This is a genomic window from Microbacterium sp. ISL-59, assembly GCF_018613945.1.
GTDB lineage: Bacteria > Actinomycetota > Actinomycetes > Actinomycetales > Microbacteriaceae > Microbacterium > Microbacterium oxydans_B.
The window spans coordinates 147,912-170,684 of the sequence record NZ_JAGGPG010000004.1; the positions used below are offsets into that span (position 1 = coordinate 147,912).

Below are 22,773 nucleotides of genomic sequence, written 5' to 3' on the forward strand. Positions count from 1 at the left end.
TGATGACCAGCACCGTCACCACCCCCTCCCGGGAGGACTCCGACGAGTCCTCCCGGAAGGGGGCGCGATCGCCGTGGGTGGGCTTCATCGTCCGACGCACCGGATCGCTGATCCTGAGCCTCTGGCTGATCGCCACCCTCATCTTCTTCCTCTCCCGCGCCATCGGCGGGGATGCCGTCCGCGCCGCCGCGGGCGTCACGGCGACTCCGGAGTACGTCGCCGCCCGTCGCGCGGAACTCGGCCTGGATGACCCGCTGCTGGAGCAGTACGGCCGGTTCATCGAGCGGATCGTCACGTTCGACTTCGGCGAATCGATCTCGACCGGCAACAGCGTGGCCGTCGAGATCGCCGCGCGACTGCCGTACACGGTGCAGCTCGGCCTCTACGCGTTCCTGCTGGCGATGCTCGTCTCGATCCCGCTCGGGATCTGGATGGCCGTGCGCACCGAGAACGGCCGCGGCGAGCGCACCAACGCTGCCTTCAACGCGATCTCCGGGTTCTTCGCCTCGATCCCCGACTTCCTCATCGCGATCTCCCTGGTGATGATCTTCGCGGTCGGTCTGCGCTGGCTGCCCGCCGCCGGGGGAGAGGGCGTGACCGCGTTCATCCTTCCGGTGCTCACGATGTCGCTCGGTCTCATCGCCGTGCTCAGCCGCCTGATGAAGGCCGAGACGACCCGGGTGCTGCGCGAGGACTACACGCGCACCGCCCGCGCCAACAACCTTCCTCCCCGTGTGGTGCTCTTCCGGCATGTGCTGCCCAACGTGATGACCGCCACGCTCACCTACTCGGGCATGATGCTGGCCTCGCTCATGGGCGGCGCGATCATCACCGAGACCGTGTTCGGGTGGCCGGGCATCGGCAACCTCTTCGTGAAGTCCATCGCCGTGTACGACTATCCGCTTCTGGAAGGTCTGGTGATCATCATCGCGACGTTCTCGCTCGTTGCCACCTTCATCGTCGATCTGATCCTCGCGAAGGTCGATCCCAAGTCTCTGATCCGGAGCAGCTGATGACCGAGTCCCTCACCACCACGCTCGGCACCAAGACGCCCCGACGACTGCTGCGGCGGGTGTTCCAGACGCCGGCGGGCCTGGTCGGGTTCGTCCTCGTCCTGTTCTGGGTGCTTGCCGCCCTCTTCGCCCCGTTCTTCCTCGAACCGCAGGCGAACGACTTCGACACCGCCAATCCGCTCGCCGGGCCCTCTCTCGAGCACTGGTTCGGCACCGACGCCCTGGGGCGCGACGTCTTGAGCCGTGTGCTCGTGGCGGCGCGACTGACCTTCGCGCTCACCTTCGGTGCCGTCATCATCTCGCTCGTGCTGGGCGTGTTCATCGGGGTGCTCGCCGCCGTGCTCGGCAACGGTGCCCGCCAGGTGCTGTTCCAGCTGATCGCCGCCGCGACCGCATTCCCCTCGATCATCCTGGCGCTGCTGCTGGCGACGATGCTCGGCCGCTCGGGAACCGCCGCGATGCTCGGTCTCGCGCTCGCCGGTGTGCCGTCGACCGCGCGGCTGGTGGTCAACCTCACCGCCACCGTTGCGGGCGCCGACTTCGTCGGAAGTGCGCGGCTCCTGGGCGTGCCCAAGGGAAGACTGATGTGGCGCTACATCGTCCCCAACGTGGCCGAGCCGATCGTCACGCTCACCGTCGTGACGATGGGCGCGAGCCTCATGATGATGGCCGCCCTCTCGTTCCTCGGCATCGGAGTGCAGCCGCCCGAGTACGACTGGGGCGGGATGATCGCCGAGGCGATGAAGGACATCTACTCCACGCCCTGGACCACGATCGGACCTGCCGTGGCGATCGTCTCCGCCGGGATCGGCTTCAGCCTGCTCGGCGAGAAGCTCGCGGAGCTTCTCGACCCGCGGGGCGCGGTGATGACCCCGGGCCGGATGCTGCGCCGTCTCGCCCGCGACCGTGGCCGTGGTGGAGCACCCGCCGCCGAGATCGACGACGCACCGTCGTCGCAGGCCCCGAAGGGCGAGCTGCCGCAAGACGTGGTGCTCGGTGTGCAGAACCTGCGCGTCTTCACCGGCCACGGCGACGATCGGCGCGAGCTCGTGCGCGGGATCGACCTGGTCGTCCGCCGCGGTGAGCGCGTCGGCATCGTCGGAGAGTCCGGCTCCGGGAAGAGCCTCACCATCTCGGCGCTCGCCCACATGCTCCCCGGCCTGCTCGAAGCCGAGGTCGACGCGCACACCTTCCTCGGCACGGATCTGCGCGGGCTCAGCCGTTCACGCCTCCGCCGCATCATCGGCGCGAAGATGCCGATGATCTTCCAGGACCCGATGTCATCGCTCAACCCGTCGCTCACAGTGGGCCGGCAGATGCGCGACAAGCTCGACGCTCACACCTCGTTGCGCGGTGCTGCGGCGAAGGCGCGCATGATCGAAGCACTCGAGAACGTCGGCATCCCCGAGCCCGCGCGGCGCCTTCGGCAGCATCCGCACGAGCTGTCGGGCGGCCAGCGTCAGCGCGTCATGATCGCGATGGCCACGCTCGGCGATCCGCAGGTGATCCTCGCGGACGAGCCGACCACCGCGCTCGACGTGTCGGTGCAGGCGCAGGTCATCGACCTGTTGAAGAAGCTCAACGAAGAAGACGGGACGGCGCTGGTGATGGTCTCGCACGACCTGGCGCTGATCAGCCAGGTCTGCGAACGCGTGATCGTCATGTACGACGGTCGGATCGTCGAGGAGGGGCCCATGGCCGAGGTGATCGGCGACCCGCAGCATCCGTACACGAGGGCGCTGCTCGGCGCGGTACCCGATCTCTCGGGCGGCACCGCGCACGAGCTGACCACGATCGACGACTACTCGTGGAACACGGATGCCTACCGCGCCGCCCATCCGGTGCCCCGGCACACGGACTCCGCAGCGAGCGTCGCAGGAGGTGCACGATGAGCGGTCAGCTGATCGGCTCGGACATCCATGTCGTCTACGGGCGCGGGGCCACTCGGGTGCACGCCGTGCGCGGGGTGAGCGTCGCGGTCTCGACCGAGCGCTCGCTGGGCCTGGCCGGAGAATCCGGATCGGGCAAGTCGACGCTCGCCCGCGCCCTCGTGGGCATGAGCCGGCCCACCGACGGGCGCGTGGAATGGAACGGCGCCCGATTGGAGACGCTGCCCGCGCGCGGCGTGGGGTCTCGTCCCCGCATCGTGCAGATGGTATTCCAGGACCCGATGTCGTCGCTGAACCCGCGCATGACCGTGGGCGATGCGATCCGCGAGGCGCTGCAGGTCAACGACATCCCGGGAGACCACCGCACGGAGACGGTCCGGCTGCTGAACATCGTCGGCCTGAGTGCGACGGACGTCGAGAAGTATCCGTTCCAGTTCTCCGGCGGGCAGCGTCAGCGCGTGGCGATCGCCCGTGCGCTGGCCGTGCGACCCGAGGTGCTCGTCTGCGACGAGGCCACGAGCGCGCTCGACGTGAGCGTGCAGGCGTCGGTGCTGAACCTCCTTCGCGACATCCGCCGCGAGTCCGGGCTCGCGCTCGCCGTGGTGTCGCACAACCTCGATGTGCTGCGCTACCTCTGCGACGACATCGCCGTCATGCGGCAGGGCGTCGTTGTGGAGAACCGGCCGGCGGAGGATCTGTTCCGCGACCCGCACGATCCCTACACGCGGATGCTGCTCGACGCCGTTCCCCGGTTCTCGGTGACGCCGGGAATCGCCAGGGGGAGTGTCGCATGATCGACGAACGCGCCATCGCCGAGCACTTCCCTGATCGTCCGCGTGGGTACTTCGATCACGCGGCGGTGAGCACGGTCCCGGTCGAGGTGGAGTCGGCCGTCGCCGGAGTCGCGCGCGCGCTCGGTCGCGGGACGCGGGGTTCGTCCGACTGGCATGAGCTCACGGATGACGTGTCGGTGCTGCTGGCGGATGAGCTCGGGGTCGCGGCGACCGCGGTCTCGGTGCTGGCGAACACCGGCACGGCGATCAACTCCGTGGCCCGCGCGATCCCCTTCGTCGGTGGAGACGAGGTCATCGTGCTGGCCGACGACTTCCCGAGCCCGCGGATGCCGTGGCACACGATCCCCGGGCTCTCCGTCCAAGAGGTCGCCACCACCGCGCACGCCGACCGCACGACGGCGCTCATCGCGGCGATCAGCCCGGCCACGCGGGCGGTCTCGGTGACGCACGTGCACGCGACGACGGGTGATGTGCTCGACCTTGCTCGGCTGCACGACGCGTGCGTGTCTGCGGACGCGCTCCTGATCGTGGACGGGGCGCAGGCGGCCGGGCTGTTCCCCGGTGCCGCTCGCCACGCCGACGTCTACGTCGCCGCGTCGTACAAGTGGCTGCTGGCGGGATTCGGCGCCGCCGTGGTCGCGACCGGCGAGCGCTTCGACGACCGCGCCGTCCCGGGGCTCATCGGCTACATGAACGAGCCGCCCTCGCCGCGACTGGCCGTCGGCCACAGCAACCTGTTCGGCATGGCCGCGCTGCAGGCCGCGGCCCGCGTGCGGCAGGGGATCGGGCTCGAGGCCATCCGCGCGCACACCCTCTCGCTCACCCGGCGCATCGCCGAGGGAGCAGCCGAACTCGGCCTGCCACCCGCCGCGGCCGAGCCCGCATCGGGCATCGTCAGCCTCACGGTGGCGGATGCCCAGACCCTGACCGACCGGCTGAAAGACCGCGGAATCACCACGACCGTCCGGGACGGCGCCCTGCGCGTCTCGCCGTACCTGACGACGACCCACGACGACGTCGACCTGCTGCTGTCTGCGCTGACAGAGCTCGCGCCGGCACACCATCCCCATGGAGGACACTCATGACCACGCGCGCCACCCTCGTGCCGCAGCCCAAAGGCCCCTACGCCACGACCAGGCGGGTCGGCGACGTGCTCTACCTGTCGGGCCAGGGATCGATCGACGTGGCAACGGGCGATGCCGTGCTCGACGACATCGGCGCGCAGACCCGCCGCACGCTCGAGAACGTCGAGGCACTGCTGCACTCGGAGGGATTCGCCCTCGAAGACCTGGCGCAGATCGTGTGCTTCCTCACCGACATGGATGAGTGGCCGGCCATGAACGAGGCGTATGCGGCGTACCTGAGCGATCGCGCCCACCCGGTGCGCACGGCGGTGGAGGTCTCCCGGCTGCCGTTCGGGATCAGCGTCGAGATGTCGTGCATCGCGCATCGACCGGCGGCTCGGGGATGAGCATGCCGCGGTTCGAGCTCGACCTCCGGCCCGTCGCGGACGGCGAGGTGTGGACGGCGTTCGACGTGCACTACCTCGTCGACCTGCCTGCGGTGGCGGCGGGGGAGACGCTGCTCAGCATCCCGGAGGTCGTCGTCTCGATTCCGGCGACGCCCTACCGGACCGAGGACCTCGCCGTCTCCGACGACGCGGGGCCGCTGGTGCTCACGGAAGCCGAGCCCACGTCGGATTCCTCCGGTGTCTACCGTCACTGGGTCGCGGATCGCACGACGGAGGGCCGTGTCGAGGTCGCCTTCCGGGCGTCCGTGCGACCCCACGACGAACTCACTCCGGTGGGGCCGCTGTTCGACCTCCGGGCCGAAGAGCTCGGACTGTTCGGCGCCGGCCTGAACTTCCTGGTGCTTCCCGGCGACGTCTCCACCCCCGACGGCCCCGTCTTCGACTTCTCGCTCCGTTGGCTCCTGGACGAGGGCGTCCAGGCGGTGTCGAGCTACGGCACCGGCGATCGCTCGTGGAGCGGGCCGCTGCAGTCGGTCGCGTTCTGCTACTACGCCGCCGGCACCCCGCACCGCACTCCGGAGGGGTCAGCGGACTTCGGCATCCATTCCTACAACGACACCCCGTTCGATCTGGACGAGATCGGCGAGTACGTCGCGAGGCTGCACACCGAGTTCACCCGGTTCTTCGAGGACGAGGGGTCGAGTTACCACGTGCTCATCCGCAAGAACCTCGGGCAGGGGACGGGCGGTTCGGCGTTCCCCGGGTCCTTCGCGTTCGCGTTCTCAGCGGTCGGCGAGACCGAGACGGACCAGCTGCGGAGTCTCCTCGCGCACGAGATGGCGCACAACTGGCCCACCCTGAACGACCACCACTCGACGATCTCCTGGTACACCGAGGGCACCGCCGAGTACTACTCGCACGTGCTTCCGCACCGCAGCGGCATCCTTTCGACCCCGGCGCTCGCCGCGCAGCTCACCGACAGGTTCCAGCAGTACGACACCAACGCCCTGCGAGGGCTCGACAACGACGCGGCCTCCGCCGCGTACTGGGCCGATCCCCGCGCGCAGCGCATCCCCTACGGGCGCGGTCTCCGCTACCTGATCGCGACCGACGGCCGGATCCGGCAGGCCACCGACGGCGAGAAGACGCTCGACGACGTCGTGCTCGACATCCTGCGCGCGCAGCGCGCCGGCGAGCAGGTCGGAGCTGCGGGTTGGGTCGAGCGGGTGGCGGTTTTCACGGGGGCTGACGCGCAGCGCGACTTCGACGCCATGGCCGCAGGGACCCCCATCCCGCTTCCGGATGTTCCGTTCGAGGGGATGCGAGCGTTCCCGGCGACGGCTGCCGAGTACGACCTCGGCTTCGACGTCGCCTCTTTCCGCAGCGACGGGCGCCGCGTGCAGGGTCTCCGTTCCGAGTCCGCGGCCGCCCGCGCCGGGGTGCGCGACGGGGATGCGCTGGTCGATCTCGCGCTGCCGTACCACGCATCCCGCTACAGCGACCGGCCGCTGTCGCTGCACGTCGTGCGCGACGGCGAGCCGCTCGACTTCGACTATCTGCCGGCCGGCGACCAGGTCGCCACCGTGCGCTGGGAGGCGCTCTCATGACTCTGCCCGTGTTCGATCTCGAGCTCACCCCGTTCCGCAGCGCCGAGGGATGGGCGGGCATCGACGCCCGCTATCGCGCCGAGTTCGGCCCCGTCGCCGCGGGGGACGTGCTGCTCCGGCTCCCTGCCGTGATCGCCTCCGTCCCCGGCGCGGTCTACCGGGTGGAAGACATCCGGGTGAGCGATTCCGCCGGCGCCGTCCCGTTGACGGAGGTCGAGGGCACGTCGGATCCCATGAGCACCTACCGGCACTTCCTCGCCGACCGCGACGTCGATGGCGTCGTGGAGGTCGCGGTGCGGGCGCCCGTGCGCGACGTGGATCTGCGCACACCGGTCGGGCCGCTGTTCGACCTGCGCCGCGAGCAGCTCGGACTGTTCGGTGCCGGCTGCACCTTCCTTCCCGTGCCGCTCAGTGCGGAGAGCGAGTTCGACTTCTCGCTGAGCTGGCATCTCGACGAGGGCGTGACGGCGGTCTCGAGCCACGGGGCCGGCGATGAGGTGCGGCGCTGGTCGGGCGACATCGCATCGATCGAGCACTGCCTGTTCGGCGCCGGGACCCCGATCATCGCCCCTGAGGGGGCGACGAACTTCGGCATCCACGCCTACAGCGACGTGCCCTTCGACCTCGACGGGCTCAGCAGCTACCTGCGAGACATCCACACCACGATGAGCGCGTTCTTCGAAGAGGAGAATCCGCAGTATCACGTGCTCGTGCGCCGCAACCCCGACAAGGGCTCCGGCGGCACGTCCTTCCCGTCGTCGTTCGCGTTCGGCTATTCGCCGACGACCGAGGTCGACGAGGCGGATCTGCGCACCCTGCTCGCGCACGAGATGGTGCACAACTGGCCGCACCTCGACGAGGACTGGACCGTCGGATCCTGGTACAGCGAGGGGACGGCCGAGTTCTATTCGCTGGTCCTGCCCTGGCGGGCGGGGATCCTCGACTCCGCGACCTTCGCCGAGCAGCTCACCGACATGTACCGCCGGTACGACGCGAACCCGCGACGGCACCTGAGCTATGCGGCCGCGGCCGATCTGTTCTGGGCGGATCTGCGGGCGCAGACCATCCCCTATGGGCGGGGCATCCAGTACCTCGTGGCCGTCGATGCCCGTCTGCGGGCGGAGTCGGCCGGAGAGGTCTCGCTCGACGACATCGTCATCGACATCCAGCGGGCGCAGCGTCGCGGCGAGAAGGTGCTCGTGGAGGGCTGGCTGCAGCGGATCGAGAAGGTCATCGGCGAGCGGGCGCGAACCGACTACGACGCGATGGTGGCCGGCGAACCGATCGAACGACCGACGGAGCTCTTCCAGGGGGTGCTTCGCCCGGTTCCCGTTGTCGCCCCCGAGCATGACCTCGGCTTCGACATCGTGTCGTTCCAGGAGCCGCGGCGCATCACCGGTCTGGTCGCGGGGTCTGCGGCCGAACGCGCGGGACTCCGCGACGGCGACGAACTCGTCACGCGTCGCTTCTCGTACAGCGCGGCACGGGACGGATCCACGCCGCTCGACATCGTCATCGCGCGCGACGGCGAGGAGGTGACCGTGCGCTATGAGCCCCGAGGCGGCGACATCCGCACCACCGACTGGGTGGTGGACGGATGAGGTCGATCGAGGGGCGCGTATCGCTCGGCGCAGATCTCGGCGAAGGCGTCGCGCGGTGGAGCGAACTGGTCCTCCTCGGGCCCGACGGGGAACCGGATGCCACCATCAGTGCGACGAGCTACGTCCGGCACTCGGACACGGAGCGCCCTGTCGCCTTCCTGTGGAACGGCGGCCCCGGCGCCTCGTCGTCTCCGCTGCACATGAACGCCCTGGGCCCGTGCATTCTCCGCTCCGGTGAGGTCGTCGAGAACGCCGTCTCGCTGCTCGACGTGGCCGACCTCGTCTTCGTCGATCCGGTCGGCACCGGGTTCAGCCGGGTGCTCCGGGACGAGGCGAAGGCGCGGCTGCTCACGGTGCCCGGCGATGCGGATGCCGTGGAGACCTTCGTCCGCGCCTGGCTCCGCGCGAACGACCGGGAGCACGCCTCGATCCATCTGATCGGAGAGAGCTTCGGCGGCTACCGGCTCGCCGCCGTCGCCCCGCAGCTGACGGATCTGCGGTTGGATAGCATCACCCTCATCTCGCCGATGCTCGACGCCACGACGGCCGCCGAGGCACCCGAGAACGACCTCGCCGCCGTGTTCGCGCTGCCGACGATGGCGGTGGCGGCCTGGTTCCACGGTGCCGCCGGTGCGGGCGTCGATCACGTCGCGGAGGTCTGGGCCGAGGCGGAGCGCTTCGCCGTCGACGAGGTGCTTCCTGCGCTGCACCGGGGCGCGGCCCTCGAGCTCGAAACCCGCACCCGCCTCGCCGCACGGATCGCCGACCTTCTCGGACTCTCGCCGGATGACGTGCTCGCCGCCGACCTGCGAGTGGGCAGCGAGGATTTCCTCCGCAGCCTGCGCGGCGACGAGGGACTCGTCGTCGGGCGGCTGGACGTGCGCGTGACCGGCCCGCTGCCCGAGCCCCATCCCGACGGACGCCCTCCGGCAGCCGATGACCCGGCTCTCGGTCTCGGCCGCGGCAACGTCATCCACTCCGCGCCCATCGCCCGGTACCTCCGCGACGAGCTGCGCGCACCCGTCGATGCGGACGAGCCCTACGTGTCGCTCTCCCTCGACCTGAACTTCGCCTGGGACTGGCGGCCGGCAGAGGCCATGCCGCCCATCTTCCGCACCTCGGTGGCGACGAACCTCGGCGAGGTCGCGAAGGAGCGGCCTGACCTGCGCATCCTCCTGCTCGGGGGCTACTTCGACCTCGCCACCACACTGTCCAGCACGATCCACGCGGTGCGGCACTCCGGGGTGCCGGCATCCGCCGTCGAGATCCATCCGCTGATCGCCGGGCACTCCCTCGAGGAGACGGTTCTCGTCGAAGCCCGCGACGCGATCGCCCGAACCATCACTCACACCTCGAAAGCAGGGACCCGCCGATGACGGTGCAACTGATCCTCGTGTCCAACGGCGAGCCTGTCGGATCACTCTCGGCCGACACCGATCCGGACGGCCTCACCCGCATCGTCTACGAGGTCGACAACAACGGCCGCGGTGCGAGACTCGCCGAGACACTCCGGCTCGATGCCGGTCTGCCGGTGCGGTGGGAGATCGATGGCACGTCGCTCATGGGCGGCACGGTGCACGAGAGGTTCGCGATCGACCCCGACGGGGCGGCGCGCTGGAGCAGCCAGGCCGACGAGGGCACCACCACGGCGCAGGGCTTCTACCTTCCCGCCGACGCCAGTCCCTACGGCCTGGTGCTGCTGGTCGAGCGCGCCCTCGCCACCGGAAGGCCTGTTCCACTGCTCCCAGCCGGGGAGGTCGCGGTCGTCCCGGTGCCGCTCGGTGAAGTCGGCGGCCGTGATGTCGAGGCCTTCGCGCTCACGGGTGTGCAGCTGCGGCCGCAGTACGTGCTGCGAGACCGCGTCACCCGGGACCTGGTCGGCATCTCCGACGGCGAGCTGCTGCTCCACCCGGATCTCGTCGCCGCGGCAGCCGAGATCGATGCGGCGCTGCAGCGGGTGACCAGAAGTCGCTTCGCCGCGCTCTCCCGCGAGGCCACGCTGCACCAGGGCGGGACGCTCGTCGTGCGCGACGTGCGCATCTTCGACCCGGTGAGCGGGCAGGTCGGCGATCCGCAGACCATCGTCGTCAACGGGCGACGCATCACCGGGACCGGCCCCGACATCGCGGTTCCCGACGGCGCCACGATCATCGACGGGGCCGGTCGCACCGCCATCCCGGGCCTGCACGACATGCACGCGCACCTCGACACGTCATCCGCTCTGCTGTACATCGCCGCCGGAGTCACGAACGTCCGCGACATGGGCAACGACAACGATGCGCTCGCCGCTCTGATGGGCGCCATCGAGGCGGGGGATGTGACGGGGCCTTCCACCGTGCCCGCCGGATTCATCGAGGGCCGGAGCGCGCACGCGATGCGGATGGGCCACGTCGTCGAGAGTCTGGACGAGGCGCTCGCAGCCGTCGACTGGTATGCCGACCGCGGGTTCCACGCGATCAAGATCTACAACTCCTTCACGCCTGATTGGGTCGCCGAGACCGCCGCGCGCGCGCACGAGCGGGGGATGCGGGTGCAGGGCCACGTGCCGGCGTTCATGGATGCCGATCGGGCCATCGCCGACGGGTACGACGAGATCACGCACCTGAACCAGCTCGCACTCGGCTGGGTGCTAGAGCCGGAGGAGGACACGCGCACGCCGCTGCGGCTGACGGCGCTCACCCGGGTCGCCGACCTCGACCTCGACTCCGAGCGAGTGCAGCGCACCATGACCTCGATGGTCGACGGGGGCGTGAGCCTCGACGTGACCCTGGTCATTCTCGAACAGCTGATGCTGAGCAGAGCGCGCACCGTGATCCCCGCTCACGAGCCGGTCATCGAGCACTTCCCGGCGGGCGTCCGCCGCTACCGCCGACGTACCTACGTGCCCTACCGGGACCAGGCCGAACTCGACAGCTACGAGACGGCGTTCCGGCGCCTTCAGGAGATCGTGGTCCGGCTGCACCAGAAGGGCGTAAAGCTGTGGCCGGGAACGGATGACGGCACCGGCGTCACCGTTCATCGCGAGCTGGAGCTCTTCGTCGATGCCGGCATCAGCCCGGTCGACACGCTCCGCATCGCCACGATCGGATGCGCCGAGCACCTGCATCGCGCCGATGACCGGGGCACGATCGAGGTGGGCAAGGCCGCCGACTTCATCCTCGTCGACGGTGATCCGACGCGGTCGATCAGGGACATCCGCAACGTGGCCCTCACCGTGGCCGAGGGGCGGGCCGTGAGCCCGGCGCGGATCTACCGCGGCTTCGGGATGGTGCCGTTCGCCGCGGAGCCGGGCGTGACGACCGGATAGTTTCAACCTCCTGGTTGACGAGATGTCGATCCTTCGTGATACTTAGGTGCATGCCTAAGTATCACGAAGAGATCGATGCCGTGTTCCGCGCTCTCGCGGACCCCACGCGTCGCGCCATCGTGGAACGGCTGGCGAAATCTCCCGCTGTCGTCTCGGATCTCGCGGCGCCGTTCGCCATGGCGTTGCCGTCATTCCTGCAGCATCTGAGTGTCCTCGAGGGTGCCGGGGTCGTCACGTCGGAGAAGCTCGGGCGGGTGCGCACCGTGAGCCTTCGACCCGGCGCCCTCGACGTGCTGCACCTGTGGCTCGGCGAGCAGCGAACGCCCGCCGAGCACCACGCCGACCGGCTCGGCATCCACCTCGCTCTCACGACCCCGAAGGAGAACTGACATGACCCGCGTGCGCCTGGACCTGTTCACCTCGCTGGACGGCTACACGCCGTCGGATGCGACCCCCGAGAATCCGATGGGTGAGGACTGGGCGCGCCTCACCGCCGCGTATACCGCCACCCGCACGTTTCGCGCGAACGTCTTCGGGGACACGAGCGGCGCGGGCACGACCGGCGTCGATGACCGTCATGCGGCCGCGTTCTTCGACGGAGTCGGCTCCGAGATCATGGGTGCCGGCATGTTCGGGCTCCACTCCTTCCCCGACGATCCGGACTGGAAGGGCTGGTGGGGCGACACGCCTCCGTTCGGCACCCCGGTCTACGTCCTCACCCACACCGCACCCCGCGCGCCGCTTCCGATGAACGGCGGAACCACCTTCCACTTCCGCGACGCCCCGATCGACGAGGTGCTCGCCGAGGCGAAGGAGGCTGCCGGCGACCTCGACGTGCGCGTCGGTGGCGGATACCGAACAGCGCGAGACTTCCTGCGTGCAGGGCTGGTCGACGACCTGCACCTCATGGTCGCCCCGATCTTCCTCGGTCGAGGGCATCGACTGTGGGACGACCTGGTCGGCTTCGATCTCACCCACGAGGTGACGAGCGAAGTCGCCGAGAGCGGCGTGATCCACGTCACTCTGACCCGATAGGAGGCGGGGATGACGATCGAACGCCGACTCGCGCGCTCCGGATTCACCCTGACCCGCGACTATGCGGCGCCCATCGAGCGCGTCTGGGCGGCGTTCGCCGACGAGGACAGCAAGCGGAGCTGGTGGGGTGACGCCGACCGCATCCGTGCTCGGGAGTGGGCGTTCGACTTCCGGGTCGGCGGACGCGACATCGACGAGGGCAAGTTCCACGGCGGTCCGGTCTCACGGTACGAGGCGACGTACACCGACATCGTCGAACACGTCCGCATCGTCACGACGTACGACATGTGGCTCGACGGGGCCCACATGTCGACGTCGGTCGCGTCTTTGGAGTTCGAACCGATCGATGCCGGAACCCGCTTCACGCACACGGAGCACGGCGTGTTCTTCGACCAGTTCTGGGCGGACGGGCAGGGGCGTGAGGACGGCACGCGCGGCCTCCTCGACGCCCTGGGCCGCCACCTCGCCTGACCTCCGCAGGTCTCAGCGGGTGAGCAGTGCGACCACCACAATGATGGCGGCGATCGCCACGACCAGCGCGGCCCAGCCCAGCCAGCTCTCCCGCGGCGGGCGTCCGATCGCGGGAGAAGTCCCCAGTCGGACGCGGATGGCGTCGGCTTCGGCCTCGAGCTCTTCCTCGCCATCGTCCGGGGGGAACGTGGCGAGTGTCCCGCGCAGTCGCTCGCGCGCGATCACCTCGAGTTCGACCTGGATGTCGGCCAGACGGCGCTCCAGCGCTCCCCGCTCCTGAGCGGGGAGTGCCTCACGATGCCCGTGGTCGCTCACGGGGTCAATCGTCGGTCTCGATGGCGAGGGTGTTTCCGTCGGGGTCCTCCACCCAGGCGATGCGGCCCCCACCCGCGCGCGGTCCGATCCCACGATCGTCTTGCCCGAATCCCTCGTAGCGGACGGGTTGCGCCCCCGCCGCCTTCAAGCCGGCGACGACCGCATCGATGTCGTCGACGTACCAGGTGGCCACTGTCGAGCGCGTCGAACCCGCAGTGGGCGTCTCGAAAACGTTGAGCACGGTCCCCTGCCCGCAGGCGTAGAACCGAGCGCCTCCTTGGATTCCGGCACTCGGGCCGATGCTCGCGGGGACGAGGCCCAGCACGTGCTCGTAAAACGCCGCCGACCGTTCGATGTTGGTCACCCCGATCGAGGCCCTGACCGGGTAATTGCTTAGCGTCATCAAGTCACCATGCTCTCGAACTCTGGGAGATCCATGCGAGGCGAAGCGCTCCAGAACCATCCTTAGACTTCCGAACACAATCCGAATAGAATGAACGCATGACGATCCTCAACGACCTCCGCACGACGACTCGGCGCTCGTCTGATCTCAGCAAGCACTCCGCTGACGTCTTCGCCGAGGCGGAGGACCACACGGTCCAGATCACGCGCCGAGACGGTGAGCCGCTCGTACTGATGTCGCAGCGTGAGGCCGACGCCCGCGCGGCGCTGCTGCAGTTCGCCGCCGACCTGATCACGGTCACGCTCGACGAGGAGGGCACTCTCGCGTCGCGGATGGCTGACCGCTTCCCTTGGATGCTGGCACTGTCCGATACCGACCAGGCGACGTGCGCACGGGATCTTGTCGATGCCGCTCGCGCATCGTTCGCCACAGGACAGCCCCATCTGGCGATCGCGGAGCTCACGTCCTGGCGGGAGACGGCGACCGCGATCGCCGCAGGGCTCTCCGCTCGACCTGCGGAGTGGCTGGATCACGACGAGCTGATCGAGCGTCCCTGAGCGTGGCCAAGGACGACCTGGTCGCCAGGCCCACGAAGAAGACCGAATACACGATCCGATACGCGACCGCCGGCGCCCGCAAAGGTTGGCGAGACCTCGTCGCGACCATCCGCAGCACAAGCCGACCGCCCAGGGTGATGCGCGAATCTGGTTCTACGTCGACGGTGGCGACGTGTTGATCGAGCAGGTGCACACGCATCACCCGAACGCGACGAAGTAGCGAGCCACTTCTGGTGCACTCGCCCACGGCCGGGGCCGGTCCGGTGACTGTCGGGTGGGTTCGACCCCTCAGCGTTCGTCGAGCAGCTCGTCGCGCACCTGGCGACGCAGCACCTTGCCGATGAGCGACCGCGGCAGGTCGTCGACGGCGGTGATGCGGCGCGGCACCTTGTAGGGCGTGAGCCGGGTGCGGCAGAAGTCGCGCAGCGCATCCACGTCGAGGGTGGCACCGTCGCGGAGCACAACCGCGGCGGCGACGTCTTCTCCGCCGTGCGGCCGGGGAAGACCGACGACGGCGGCGGCGGTGACATCCGGGTGCGCGGCGAGCACGTCTTCCACCTCGCTGGGCGACACGTTGAACCCGCCCGTGATGATGAGTTCCTTGAGGCGATCGACGATGCTCACGAACCCGTCGGCCGAGACCTCGGCGATGTCTCCGGTGCGGAGCCAGCCGTCTGCCAGCAGTGCATCCGCGGTCTCGCCCGGACGCCCCCAATAGCCCTGGAACACCTGAGGGCCTCGGATGAGGAGTTCCCCGCGCTCGCCGGCCGGCATGTCGACATCGGTGTCCTCGGGATCGACGACGCGGATCTCGGTGCTCGGGAACGGCACGCCGACGGTGCCGGGGCGACGCGACGGCCCGATCGGGTTGCCGAGTGCCACCGGCGAACTCTCGGTCATGCCGTAGCCCTCGACGAGGAGGCCACCGGTCGCCTCCTCCCACCTCTTCACGGTCGCGACGGGAAGGCTCATTGCGCCGGAGATGGCGAAGCGGACCGTCGACAGATCGATGGTCCCGCGGGCGGCCGCTCGAGCCAGAGCGTCGTAGATCGGCGGCACGGCGGGGAGGAAGGTGGGCGGAGTCGAGCGCGCCGCGGCGGTGACCAGCCCTAGATCGAACGCGGGGAACAGGACGAGCCGCGCGCCGATGCTCATCGCGAACGTGAGGCACAGCGTCATGCCGTAGGCGTGGAACAACGGCAGCACGCCGTAGAACGTCTCCTCGCCGTCGACGAGGCCGGGCACCCACGCCCGTCCTTGCATCGCGTTGGCGCGGAGGTTCGAGTGCGTGAGGATCGCACCCTTCGGAACGCCCGTCGTGCCGCTCGTGTACTGCAACAGCGCGGTGTCGCCCAACGTGGGACCGGGCACGCGTCGCGAGAGCCGGCGATGGTCGACGAGACTCTTCCAGGCGACGAGGTGCCGTGCCTTCGGTGTGCCGGTCAGCTTCGCTCGCGCCTCACGAGCCTTGGGGATCGGGAGACGGAGCGCGACGCGCTTCGACAGGGGCATCGCCGCCGTGATGTCGACGCTGACGATGTGCTCGACCCGGAGGTCTGCAGGGAAACCGGCGACCATGTCGGCGGCCTTGTCCCAGACGATGGCGACGCGGGCGCCGTGATCCTCGAACTGGTGTCGCAGCTCGCGGGGCGTGTAGAGGGGATTGTGCTCGACCACGATCGCGCCGAGTCGCAGAGTCGCATAGAAGGCCACGACATGCTGCGGGCAGTTGGGGAGCACCAGGGCGACGCGGTCGCCCTTGCCGACCCCGAGCCGCCGCAGGCCCTCCGCGGCGCGCTCGATCTGCTCCCCGAGCTCCCGGTACGTCGTGACCGCGCCGAAGAAGTCCAGCGCCGGACGCCGGCCGAATGTCTTCACGCTCGCCGACAGCATCTCCGGGAGGGTCTGCGTCGGCTCATCGATGTCTGCGGGGACGCCCTCCGCGTACGAGTCGAGCCAGGGGCGTGAAGAGAGGGGAGGAACGGGCATGCCTCCATCCTGCCGCGGAATGCCGGTGCCTGTCAGGCCGGCCGCCGTCGATTCACCCCACGAACAGCAAGATGATCGAGAGGACGACCGCCGCCGCCCCCACGCTGGCGAGGGTGACTCCGAGCACCTGCACGGCATGGAGGAGGGGCCGGCGGGCTTCGAAGCGCATCAGGCTCGGGTGGTGCTCGCTGACGAACGCATCGACCTCTTCGCGGCCCTGCCAGTGGCCGGATTCGTCCGTGCGGAGCGGGCGCTCCCAGAAGTCGCCGGCGGTGAACCAGCGGGCGCGGGCGCGGCCGTCGTCCTCGAGGATGAAGACCTCCTGCGGCACCCAGCGGCCATCGTGCACCTTCACGAGGAAGACGATGAGGAGCAGGGGGAGACCGATCCCGAGGCCGATCCACGAGAGGATCTCGGCGATCATTCCGATCGCATCGGCAGCATCCATGATCGGCTCCGTTCTCCTGAGAAAACAGTACCGGGGGTGCGTGCGCGCTCGTGTCAAGGCCCGGGCCTCGAGCGCGCCGAATCCGTAAGGTGGGCGTTCGCCGCCCGATACCCGACGGGCGTCAGGAGGATTCGACGATGACCGATGACTCGCTTCCTACCGAAGCGTTGCTCGATGGGCGCTACCGATTGCAGGAGTGCGTCGGACAGGGCGGGATGGCACGCGTGTATCGCGCCGACGACATCTTTCTCGGCCGCACCGTGGCGATCAAGATGCTGCGCGATGAGATGGACGACGCGCAGTCATCCGGTCGTGCGCGCAGCGAGATGACCGTCCTCGCCTCGCTCAACCACCCCGGCCTGGTCACGCTCTACGACGCGCAGCTCGTCCCGGGACGAGCCGAGTACCTGGTGATGGAGTTCATCGATGGGCCGACCTTGTCTGCCCGCATCGCGCAGGGGCCGCTCGCGCCCGCCGACGTCGCGCGGATCGCTGCGGATCTCGCCGAGGCGCTGCATGTCGTGCACGGCGCGGGCATCGTGCATCGTGACATCAAACCGTCGAATGTGCTGCTGTCGCGCACCCCACTTCCCGGCAGCCGGTCGGGGGCGAAGCTCGCGGACTTCGGCATCTCCGTCCTCGTCGACGGCGCGCGGCTCACCACCCCCGGGCTCGTGATCGGAACCGCGGCGTATCTCGCCCCGGAGCAGCTGAGAGGGGAGCCGCCCGCTCCGCCCGCCGACATCTATTCGCTGGGACTCGTGCTGCTCGAGGCCCTTACCGGGACGCGCGCCTTCCCGGAGGCCGAAGGCATCGGCGCCGCGATGGCCCGGCTCATCGAGATGCCGGAGGTGCCGGCATCCCTGGGGGTCGGGTGGACCACCCTCCTGACGCGGATGCTGGCCGCGGACCCCGCCGATCGGCCACGTGCCTTGGAGGTGTTCGCCGCGTCGTCGGAACTCGTGACGGCAGCGACGGCATCGTCGCGCCCGGCGCCTCCTGCTCCGCCGAGTCCTGCCGTCCCGGCCACGGTCGCAGCGATGGCCGCAGCGCGCGCCTCGTCATCGCCGGCCACCACCCCGACACTCCTTCTTCCCGCCGGGCCGGTGAGGCCGCGCGGTCTCACCGAGCGAAAGGCCGGCGGGCGTCGCCGGAGGATCATCGGCGGCGCCGTGGTCGCGGCGGTCGCCGCATCCGTCCTGACCGGGGTGTGGCTGTCTGGCATCGGCGCCGTGGATCCGGACGTGACCGACACGGTCGACACCGAGCAGTCTCCCGCGCCGACTGCGGAGCCTTCCGCGACACCCGTGAACGCTCCCGACCAGCCTGCTGAGCCGGTCGTGCCGGTCGTGCCCGCCGAAGACACCGAGCCCGGCGGTGGAAAGCCGACCGACGAGCAGAAGGCCGCAGAGAAAGCGGCCAAGGAGGCGGAGAAGGCGCAGCAGAAGGCCGATGAAGACGCCCGCAAGGACGCGGAGCAGGCGCAGAAAGAGGCCGAGAAGAGTCGCGAAGGATGAAGCAGCGCGCTACTCGACGATGCAGATCGAGCTCACGGTGAGGTGGATCAGGCCGTCGATGCTCGACGTGTCCCGCACGCTCATCCGCTCCACGGGGCGGCCCTCGCTGTAGCGGATGTCCTCCTGCATGGCACGATCCTGCTCGTAGCCGGCTCGGTCCCAGACCTTCAGGATGTCGGCGACCGATCGGGTGTTGTCGTCGGTGCGGAAGTCGAGCTGCAGCTCGCGGCGGGTGCCGGGACTCTCGGCGCACGAAACGGACCGGATCGGCAGGGCGGCGGCGTCGATCGGAGCGCCGGATGCATCGACGGCGGTTCCGGAGGAGGCATCCAACGAGGCGGTCACGAGTTCCGTCATCTGATCATCGACGGCCGCAGCGGTCATGGGTTCAGGTGCCGAGGTCACCGGAGGGCTCGGAGACCGGATCGGCTCCCTCTGCGCCTCATACCCGCAGTGCGGTGTTCTGTCCGCGAGCACGGGAACGGAGAACGACGCCGCGTAGGTCCCCGCCGGGTTCGAGTTCGTGTTCGGCTCGTTGACCGCATACGAGACCGTCAGCGTGCCATCCGCGTCCGCCACGGCATACCCGTCCATTGCGAACGGCTGGTAGGCGTTGTTCCCGGAGGTTCGTGCCACCGAGGTCGCGACGAGACCGTCCTGCCGATACACGGTGCCACTCGATCCCATCAGGAACGAGCGTTCGACCACGACGTAGCCGGTGTCGCAGTCGCCCTGCAGCAGCGGCGTGACCTTCACCTCGATGGACAGCATCACGAGGAAAGCCGCAAGGGCTCCCGCTCCAGCGGCGAGCACGATGCCGATGATCTTGAGCGCCAGCATCCACCGCGGCGCATCCACGCTCCACAGCCCGACGCAGAGGGCGGCGAACGCGATCAGCATCGAGCCGGTGAGCAGGCTGCGCTCGTCGAGCGGTCCGATCAGAAGAGATGCCTCGCCGGACGTCGCCACCGAGACGCCGAGCTCCCCGACCACGATCGCCGTGGCGAGGGCGAAGAATGCGCCCGCGACCCTGGCGACCGTCCGTCGACGAGAGGCAGCGGGTGGGGGCACCTCTGAAGCCTAGGGCGGGCCGAGCTCGGCACCGCCGGATACCCAGGACACTGTCGGCATCCGGTCAGCGCCGCCGGCGCCGCGCGCCGGGCTCAGCTCGTTCCGGGCGGAAGCTTGTCGACCCCGTGCCGGTTCGGCTTGCCAGGTTCGGCCGCCGTCTCGGGCGAGGCATGCGCGGGTCCGGTCGGTGCCTCGGACGTCGGGTAGCTCGGTTCTTCGATCTCGATCGCCTTGTCCCGCTCTTCGAGGGGAGGCAGGTGGTCCAGGGGCTGTTTGATGTCGTCGGGGTGTGTCATGCCCCGAGGATGTGACGCTCAAGGTGAGAACGCCAGGGGGTTGCGCGCGCGAATCTGGTCACTCGTCCTGGTCGGCGACGTCGATGTCGTCGTCGTCGTCCTCGTCGGTGTCGTCGTCGGTGGACGGCATGTCCGGGTCGATGCCGACGGCGTCGACGAGGGGCTGGTCATCGTGGGTGTTCTGCGGATCTGACATCAGAGGCTCCGTTCGGCTGAGGGGTGGGGCGATCAGTCTCGCCCCACCGGCCCGGGCACGCGTGCCCATTGACAGACGCGTGCACCGGGCCGGACAATCCCGACCCTCGTCGGCTCGCCCGCCAGCGTCTCGTCGACGTCAGGCGGTGGCCAGCGGAGGCAGGTGCGGAATCGGGATCGGGCGACTCGCGCGTCGCGGCGAGTGGAACCGCTGCACGTCCTCGAGCACATCCGCCGCAGACATGTAGTACGTCGCGAGCGGCAGGTCGCGCAGCCAGACGGCTTCGACCTCGACGGTGTCGACCTGATAGATGCAGGCGACCGTGCGGCGTGAATCATCTGCGGCGTAGCGGTGATCGAGGATCAGCCACTCAGTATCGGTGATCTTCCTGAGCTCGAATCGGGGATCGGGCATCGTGAACATCTCAACACTCCAATCGGTCGGCCGGCATCGGCTGTCGAGGAGCGCACCGCATCCGAGGATGCTGATCTCTGCATCGTGCGGTGGAACGGGCGCCCTTTCAGCCCGCCGGAATTCACGGAAATTATACGTCCGACCCGATATGTTGCTCAACCTCCGTTGAGCGTCGTTCGGGTGGGTCGCCGAGTGCACGGCGTGCCCTCGAGTGCACGGCTCGTCGACGCGGATATCCCGTGCGTTCGGCGCTAAGCCGTGCACTCGGCGGGGAGGGGTGGGACGGGGGAGAGGGGACCGTGGTCAGCGGCGGACGCGGGCGCGGGTCTTCGCGACGCTCGCGAGGGTCGCCCGCACCGGGGTGCCGAGGTAGAGGCCGAGCGAGGCGCCGGATGCCAGACCGATGCCGATCACCGCCGCGTCGATGAGCGATCCGCCGGCGACCAGCATCCCCGTGGACGTCCCGGTCGTGTGCACCATCTCCAGCAGTCCCTGGAACACGGCGACACCGGGAACGAGGGGGACGATGGCCGCGGTCGTGACCGCGACCGACGGGACGTGCAGGTTGCGGGCGATCAGCATCCCGAGGAAGCTCGCGAGCAGAGCACCGACTGCGCTCGCCGCCGCAGGGTGCAGGTTCAGCGCCACCGAACCCGAGTACCCGGCGAGGGTCACGGCACTGAGCAGCGCGCTCACCAGGATGATGCGGATGCCGGCGCCGTTGAACACCGCCACGGCGATGGCGATGATGATCGCGCCGACGAACTGGTTCAGGACCGGACCGAACGGCGCGGGGTCGTCGGGCAGGTCCATCGTGAACCCCAGGACGCTCCCGAGTTCCAGGCCGACGAGGATGCCGATCACCACGCCGAGGGTCTGCATGGTGAGGTCGAGGATGCGCCCGCCGGCGGTGAGCGCGAAGCCGTCGATCGCATCCTGTGCCGCGCCCACCACGGTGAGACCGGCCAGCATCAGCACGATGCCCGAGGCGACGATGATCGACGGGCGGATGCCGACGAACGGCTCGATCCGCGCCGAGCCCAGCGCCGAGACGACCACCGCCACGACGGTGGTCACGAACCCTCCGGCGATTTGGCTGAAGAACAGCGGAACGCGGAGGCGAGCGAGACCGGCCTGGGTCAGAGCCGCGCACAGCGCCGCGATGAACGTGAGACCGACGATGATCGGGGAGGCGCCGAGCATGATGCTGACCCCGACGGCGAGCAGGGCGCGCGCCACGATCACGACCGGTTGCTGATAGCGGAACGGCACCCGGCGGATCGCTCGGAAGGTCGTGCGCGCGGATTCCAGGTCGAGCCCGTCGGCGATATCGGCGACCAGCGCCTGCACGCGCTGCAGCTTCGCATGATCGGGGGCGGTCACCCGCACGACGCGCACCAGTGTCTCGGGCCAGACCTCGCCGCTCAGGTGGAACGACACCGTGATCGAGTTGTAGGTGACGTCGACCTGCACGCCCTTCATCCCGTATGCATCGCAGACGCGGGTGATGGCCAAGGTCACCTCGTGGGCGGACGCACCGACGGCGAACATCGACTCGCCGATCCTCGTCGCCAGGTCGAGGACTCGGGGGACCGTGCGCTCGTCGATGACGGCCAGGACCTCGGTGTGCGCGACCGTGGAGGGATCGGTGTGGAGCAGGCGGCGCACCGAGGAGAGCAGTGGCCGGCGGGGGGTCGCGGACATGTCATCCATTCTCCCGGACGGGAGAGCCGTCTGCCGTGGTCTCAGTCCTGCGCGAAGATCTCGGGGTGCGCGCCGATGAGCTCGGCCTGCTCCGTCCACGAGAGGCCCACGATGCTCAGCACCACGCGCACGACGGTGGAGTCCGCGTCGGTGGTGGTGAGTCGAAGCTCGCGTAGCGTCGCCCGCGCCGTCTCCTCGATGAGGAAGGCGAGCAGCTCGGCCGGCATGTCTCCACGGAACGCCCCGGATTCCACTCCGGCCCTCGTCAGATCGCGGATTCGTCGGCGCAGCGGTGCCAGGGCGAGCACGGTGTCGGTCAGATGCGCATCATCGAGGGCGATGTTGGCCGACGCGCGCACGGCCGAGGCCTCCCGCCACAGCCGCGTCGCCATGCGCGCAAGGGTGACCCGGGGGTCGGATTCGTCTGTCGCCTCGGCGATCGCGTTGAACCGCTGAGCGCCGACGGCGATCACCTCGCGCAGCAGGCTGTCGCGGTCGGCGAAATGGCCGTACACGGAGCGCCGCGTGAGGCCGGCGGCCTGTGCGATCACATCGAGCGACGCCGTGGGGTTGGTCGCGAGCACCGACTGCGCCGCGCGCAGCAGGGCCTCGCGATTGGCGAGCGCATCGCGCCGACGCCGGGGATTCGGTGCGGTCACTTCATGGTCCTTTCGC

Annotated in this window: 24 protein-coding genes; 14 read left to right on the forward strand and 10 right to left on the reverse strand. The window is 69.4% G+C overall.

From position 1 onward, the window contains the following. Positions 1 to 2: 2 nt before the first annotated feature. From J7E45_RS14205 to J7E45_RS14260, 12 genes are read left to right on the forward strand one after another with little or no spacing between them, the layout of a single operon-like run. Complete coding sequence (locus tag J7E45_RS14205) at positions 3 to 1,013, forward strand: ABC transporter permease (protein WP_091029779.1); 1,011 nt, start codon at positions 3 to 5, stop codon at positions 1,011 to 1,013. Further along, entirely contained in the window at positions 1,013 to 2,905 is a 1,893-nt protein-coding gene (locus J7E45_RS14210) for a dipeptide/oligopeptide/nickel ABC transporter permease/ATP-binding protein (protein ID WP_105712309.1), read from the forward strand. Before J7E45_RS14205 ends, J7E45_RS14210 begins: the two co-directional genes overlap by 1 nt. After that, positions 2,902 to 3,696, forward strand: a complete 795-nt coding sequence (locus J7E45_RS14215; protein WP_215070139.1) for an ABC transporter ATP-binding protein — start codon at positions 2,902 to 2,904, stop codon at positions 3,694 to 3,696. Before J7E45_RS14210 ends, J7E45_RS14215 begins: the two co-directional genes overlap by 4 nt. Beyond that, the gene (locus J7E45_RS14220) at positions 3,693 to 4,781 is read left to right on the forward strand and encodes an aminotransferase class V-fold PLP-dependent enzyme (protein ID WP_215070141.1); all 1,089 of its coding nucleotides are present in this window, start codon (positions 3,693 to 3,695) and stop codon (positions 4,779 to 4,781) included. The genes J7E45_RS14215 and J7E45_RS14220 overlap by 4 nt, the downstream gene beginning before the upstream one ends. Further along, a complete protein-coding gene (locus J7E45_RS14225) occupies positions 4,778 to 5,167 on the forward strand; it encodes a RidA family protein (RefSeq protein WP_091029766.1) in 390 nt (129 codons plus the stop codon). Before J7E45_RS14220 ends, J7E45_RS14225 begins: the two co-directional genes overlap by 4 nt. Beyond that, complete coding sequence (locus tag J7E45_RS14230; protein ID WP_215070144.1) at positions 5,164 to 6,774, forward strand: hypothetical protein; 1,611 nt, start codon at positions 5,164 to 5,166, stop codon at positions 6,772 to 6,774. The genes J7E45_RS14225 and J7E45_RS14230 overlap by 4 nt, the downstream gene beginning before the upstream one ends. Then, positions 6,771 to 8,375 carry a hypothetical protein gene (locus J7E45_RS14235; RefSeq protein WP_215070146.1) on the forward strand — a complete coding sequence of 535 codons (1,605 nt, stop codon included), beginning with the start codon at positions 6,771 to 6,773 and terminating at the stop codon, positions 8,373 to 8,375. The genes J7E45_RS14230 and J7E45_RS14235 overlap by 4 nt, the downstream gene beginning before the upstream one ends. Next, positions 8,372 to 9,751: a hypothetical protein gene (locus J7E45_RS14240; protein WP_215070148.1), complete on the forward strand. Its 1,380-nt coding sequence runs from the start codon at positions 8,372 to 8,374 to the stop codon at positions 9,749 to 9,751. Before J7E45_RS14235 ends, J7E45_RS14240 begins: the two co-directional genes overlap by 4 nt. Beyond that, positions 9,748 to 11,682 carry an amidohydrolase family protein gene (locus J7E45_RS14245; RefSeq protein WP_215070150.1) on the forward strand — a complete coding sequence of 645 codons (1,935 nt, stop codon included), beginning with the start codon at positions 9,748 to 9,750 and terminating at the stop codon, positions 11,680 to 11,682. Before J7E45_RS14240 ends, J7E45_RS14245 begins: the two co-directional genes overlap by 4 nt. Positions 11,683 to 11,732: 50 nt before the next feature. Continuing rightward, entirely contained in the window at positions 11,733 to 12,071 is a 339-nt protein-coding gene (locus tag J7E45_RS14250) for a helix-turn-helix transcriptional regulator (protein ID WP_167634709.1), read from the forward strand. A gap of 1 nt (position 12,072) precedes the next feature. Continuing rightward, positions 12,073 to 12,717, forward strand: a complete 645-nt coding sequence (locus J7E45_RS14255) for a dihydrofolate reductase family protein (protein ID WP_215070152.1) — start codon at positions 12,073 to 12,075, stop codon at positions 12,715 to 12,717. Positions 12,718 to 12,726: 9 nt separating this feature from the next. Beyond that, the gene (locus J7E45_RS14260) at positions 12,727 to 13,188 is read left to right on the forward strand and encodes an SRPBCC domain-containing protein (RefSeq protein ID WP_215070154.1); all 462 of its coding nucleotides are present in this window, start codon (positions 12,727 to 12,729) and stop codon (positions 13,186 to 13,188) included. 12 nt (positions 13,189 to 13,200) lie between these two features. On the opposite strand, the gene J7E45_RS14265 is transcribed toward J7E45_RS14260, so the two are convergent. Together J7E45_RS14265 and J7E45_RS14270 are read right to left on the reverse strand one after the other, a co-directional pair. Continuing rightward, on the reverse strand, positions 13,201 to 13,503 hold the full coding sequence (locus tag J7E45_RS14265; protein ID WP_215070156.1) for a hypothetical protein: 303 nt from the start codon (positions 13,501 to 13,503) through the stop codon (positions 13,201 to 13,203). A gap of 4 nt (positions 13,504 to 13,507) precedes the next feature. Then, positions 13,508 to 13,906, reverse strand: coding sequence for a VOC family protein (locus tag J7E45_RS14270; RefSeq protein ID WP_215070159.1), 399 nt, complete (start codon positions 13,904 to 13,906; stop codon positions 13,508 to 13,510). A 98-nt stretch (positions 13,907 to 14,004) separates the two neighbouring features. On the opposite strand from J7E45_RS14270, the gene J7E45_RS14275 reads away from it, so the two are divergent. Further along, positions 14,005 to 14,463, forward strand: a complete 459-nt coding sequence (locus J7E45_RS14275; RefSeq protein WP_105712296.1) for a prevent-host-death protein — start codon at positions 14,005 to 14,007, stop codon at positions 14,461 to 14,463. A 288-nt stretch (positions 14,464 to 14,751) separates the two neighbouring features. Here J7E45_RS14275 and J7E45_RS14280 read toward each other — a convergent pair whose 3' ends face one another. Then, on the reverse strand, positions 14,752 to 16,452 hold the full coding sequence (locus tag J7E45_RS14280) for a long-chain-fatty-acid--CoA ligase (protein ID WP_215070161.1): 1,701 nt from the start codon (positions 16,450 to 16,452) through the stop codon (positions 14,752 to 14,754). Between the two features lie 52 nt (positions 16,453 to 16,504). Then, complete coding sequence (locus tag J7E45_RS14285) at positions 16,505 to 16,900, reverse strand: hypothetical protein (protein ID WP_215070163.1); 396 nt, start codon at positions 16,898 to 16,900, stop codon at positions 16,505 to 16,507. A 137-nt stretch (positions 16,901 to 17,037) separates the two neighbouring features. On the opposite strand from J7E45_RS14285, the gene J7E45_RS14290 reads away from it, so the two are divergent. Further along, a complete protein-coding gene (locus J7E45_RS14290) occupies positions 17,038 to 18,417 on the forward strand; it encodes a serine/threonine-protein kinase (RefSeq protein WP_215070165.1) in 1,380 nt (459 codons plus the stop codon). A gap of 9 nt (positions 18,418 to 18,426) precedes the next feature. Here the strand turns inward: J7E45_RS14290 and J7E45_RS14295 are convergent, their stop codons facing one another. The 6 genes from J7E45_RS14295 to J7E45_RS14320 all read right to left on the reverse strand — a co-directional run bounded on the left by J7E45_RS14295 (position 18,427) and on the right by J7E45_RS14320 (position 22,757). After that, a complete protein-coding gene (locus J7E45_RS14295; RefSeq protein WP_215070167.1) occupies positions 18,427 to 19,488 on the reverse strand; it encodes a hypothetical protein in 1,062 nt (353 codons plus the stop codon). 92 nt (positions 19,489 to 19,580) lie between these two features. Then, the gene (locus J7E45_RS14300; RefSeq protein ID WP_091029727.1) at positions 19,581 to 19,784 is read right to left on the reverse strand and encodes a hypothetical protein; all 204 of its coding nucleotides are present in this window, start codon (positions 19,782 to 19,784) and stop codon (positions 19,581 to 19,583) included. Positions 19,785 to 19,842: 58 nt separating this feature from the next. Further along, positions 19,843 to 19,980 (reverse strand): hypothetical protein, encoded by a 138-nt coding sequence (locus tag J7E45_RS14305; RefSeq protein WP_215070169.1) that lies wholly within the window; start codon positions 19,978 to 19,980, stop codon positions 19,843 to 19,845. 138 nt (positions 19,981 to 20,118) lie between these two features. Further along, complete coding sequence (locus J7E45_RS14310) at positions 20,119 to 20,394, reverse strand: hypothetical protein (protein WP_231481680.1); 276 nt, start codon at positions 20,392 to 20,394, stop codon at positions 20,119 to 20,121. A 303-nt stretch (positions 20,395 to 20,697) separates the two neighbouring features. Then, positions 20,698 to 22,098, reverse strand: coding sequence for a threonine/serine exporter ThrE family protein (locus J7E45_RS14315; protein ID WP_215070171.1), 1,401 nt, complete (start codon positions 22,096 to 22,098; stop codon positions 20,698 to 20,700). Positions 22,099 to 22,139: 41 nt separating this feature from the next. Then, a complete protein-coding gene (locus tag J7E45_RS14320) occupies positions 22,140 to 22,757 on the reverse strand; it encodes a TetR/AcrR family transcriptional regulator (RefSeq protein ID WP_215070173.1) in 618 nt (205 codons plus the stop codon). Positions 22,758 to 22,773 lie beyond the last annotated feature (16 nt).

Coding starts and splice junctions, on each gene's coding strand:
- J7E45_RS14300 (WP_091029727.1), bottom strand. CDS start 19,784: ATGACACACCCCGACGACATCAAACAGCCCCTGGACCACCTGCCTCCC.
- J7E45_RS14235 (WP_215070146.1), top strand. CDS start 6,771: ATGACTCTGCCCGTGTTCGATCTCGAGCTCACCCCGTTCCGCAGCGCC.
- J7E45_RS14315 (WP_215070171.1), bottom strand. CDS start 22,098: ATGTCCGCGACCCCCCGCCGGCCACTGCTCTCCTCGGTGCGCCGCCTG.
- J7E45_RS14260 (WP_215070154.1), top strand. CDS start 12,727: ATGACGATCGAACGCCGACTCGCGCGCTCCGGATTCACCCTGACCCGC.
- J7E45_RS14245 (WP_215070150.1), top strand. CDS start 9,748: ATGACGGTGCAACTGATCCTCGTGTCCAACGGCGAGCCTGTCGGATCA.
- J7E45_RS14270 (WP_215070159.1), bottom strand. CDS start 13,906: ATGACGCTAAGCAATTACCCGGTCAGGGCCTCGATCGGGGTGACCAAC.
- J7E45_RS14210 (WP_105712309.1), top strand. CDS start 1,013: ATGACCGAGTCCCTCACCACCACGCTCGGCACCAAGACGCCCCGACGA.
- J7E45_RS14250 (WP_167634709.1), top strand. CDS start 11,733: ATGCCTAAGTATCACGAAGAGATCGATGCCGTGTTCCGCGCTCTCGCG.
- J7E45_RS14305 (WP_215070169.1), bottom strand. CDS start 19,980: ATGTCAGATCCGCAGAACACCCACGATGACCAGCCCCTCGTCGACGCC.
- J7E45_RS14310 (WP_231481680.1), bottom strand. CDS start 20,394: ATGCCCGATCCCCGATTCGAGCTCAGGAAGATCACCGATACTGAGTGG.
- J7E45_RS14285 (WP_215070163.1), bottom strand. CDS start 16,900: ATGGATGCTGCCGATGCGATCGGAATGATCGCCGAGATCCTCTCGTGG.
- J7E45_RS14240 (WP_215070148.1), top strand. CDS start 8,372: ATGAGGTCGATCGAGGGGCGCGTATCGCTCGGCGCAGATCTCGGCGAA.
- J7E45_RS14215 (WP_215070139.1), top strand. CDS start 2,902: ATGAGCGGTCAGCTGATCGGCTCGGACATCCATGTCGTCTACGGGCGC.
- J7E45_RS14205 (WP_091029779.1), top strand. CDS start 3: ATGACCAGCACCGTCACCACCCCCTCCCGGGAGGACTCCGACGAGTCC.
- J7E45_RS14275 (WP_105712296.1), top strand. CDS start 14,005: ATGACGATCCTCAACGACCTCCGCACGACGACTCGGCGCTCGTCTGAT.
- J7E45_RS14290 (WP_215070165.1), top strand. CDS start 17,038: ATGACCGATGACTCGCTTCCTACCGAAGCGTTGCTCGATGGGCGCTAC.
- J7E45_RS14220 (WP_215070141.1), top strand. CDS start 3,693: ATGATCGACGAACGCGCCATCGCCGAGCACTTCCCTGATCGTCCGCGT.
- J7E45_RS14230 (WP_215070144.1), top strand. CDS start 5,164: ATGAGCATGCCGCGGTTCGAGCTCGACCTCCGGCCCGTCGCGGACGGC.
- J7E45_RS14255 (WP_215070152.1), top strand. CDS start 12,073: ATGACCCGCGTGCGCCTGGACCTGTTCACCTCGCTGGACGGCTACACG.
- J7E45_RS14280 (WP_215070161.1), bottom strand. CDS start 16,452: ATGCCCGTTCCTCCCCTCTCTTCACGCCCCTGGCTCGACTCGTACGCG.
- J7E45_RS14225 (WP_091029766.1), top strand. CDS start 4,778: ATGACCACGCGCGCCACCCTCGTGCCGCAGCCCAAAGGCCCCTACGCC.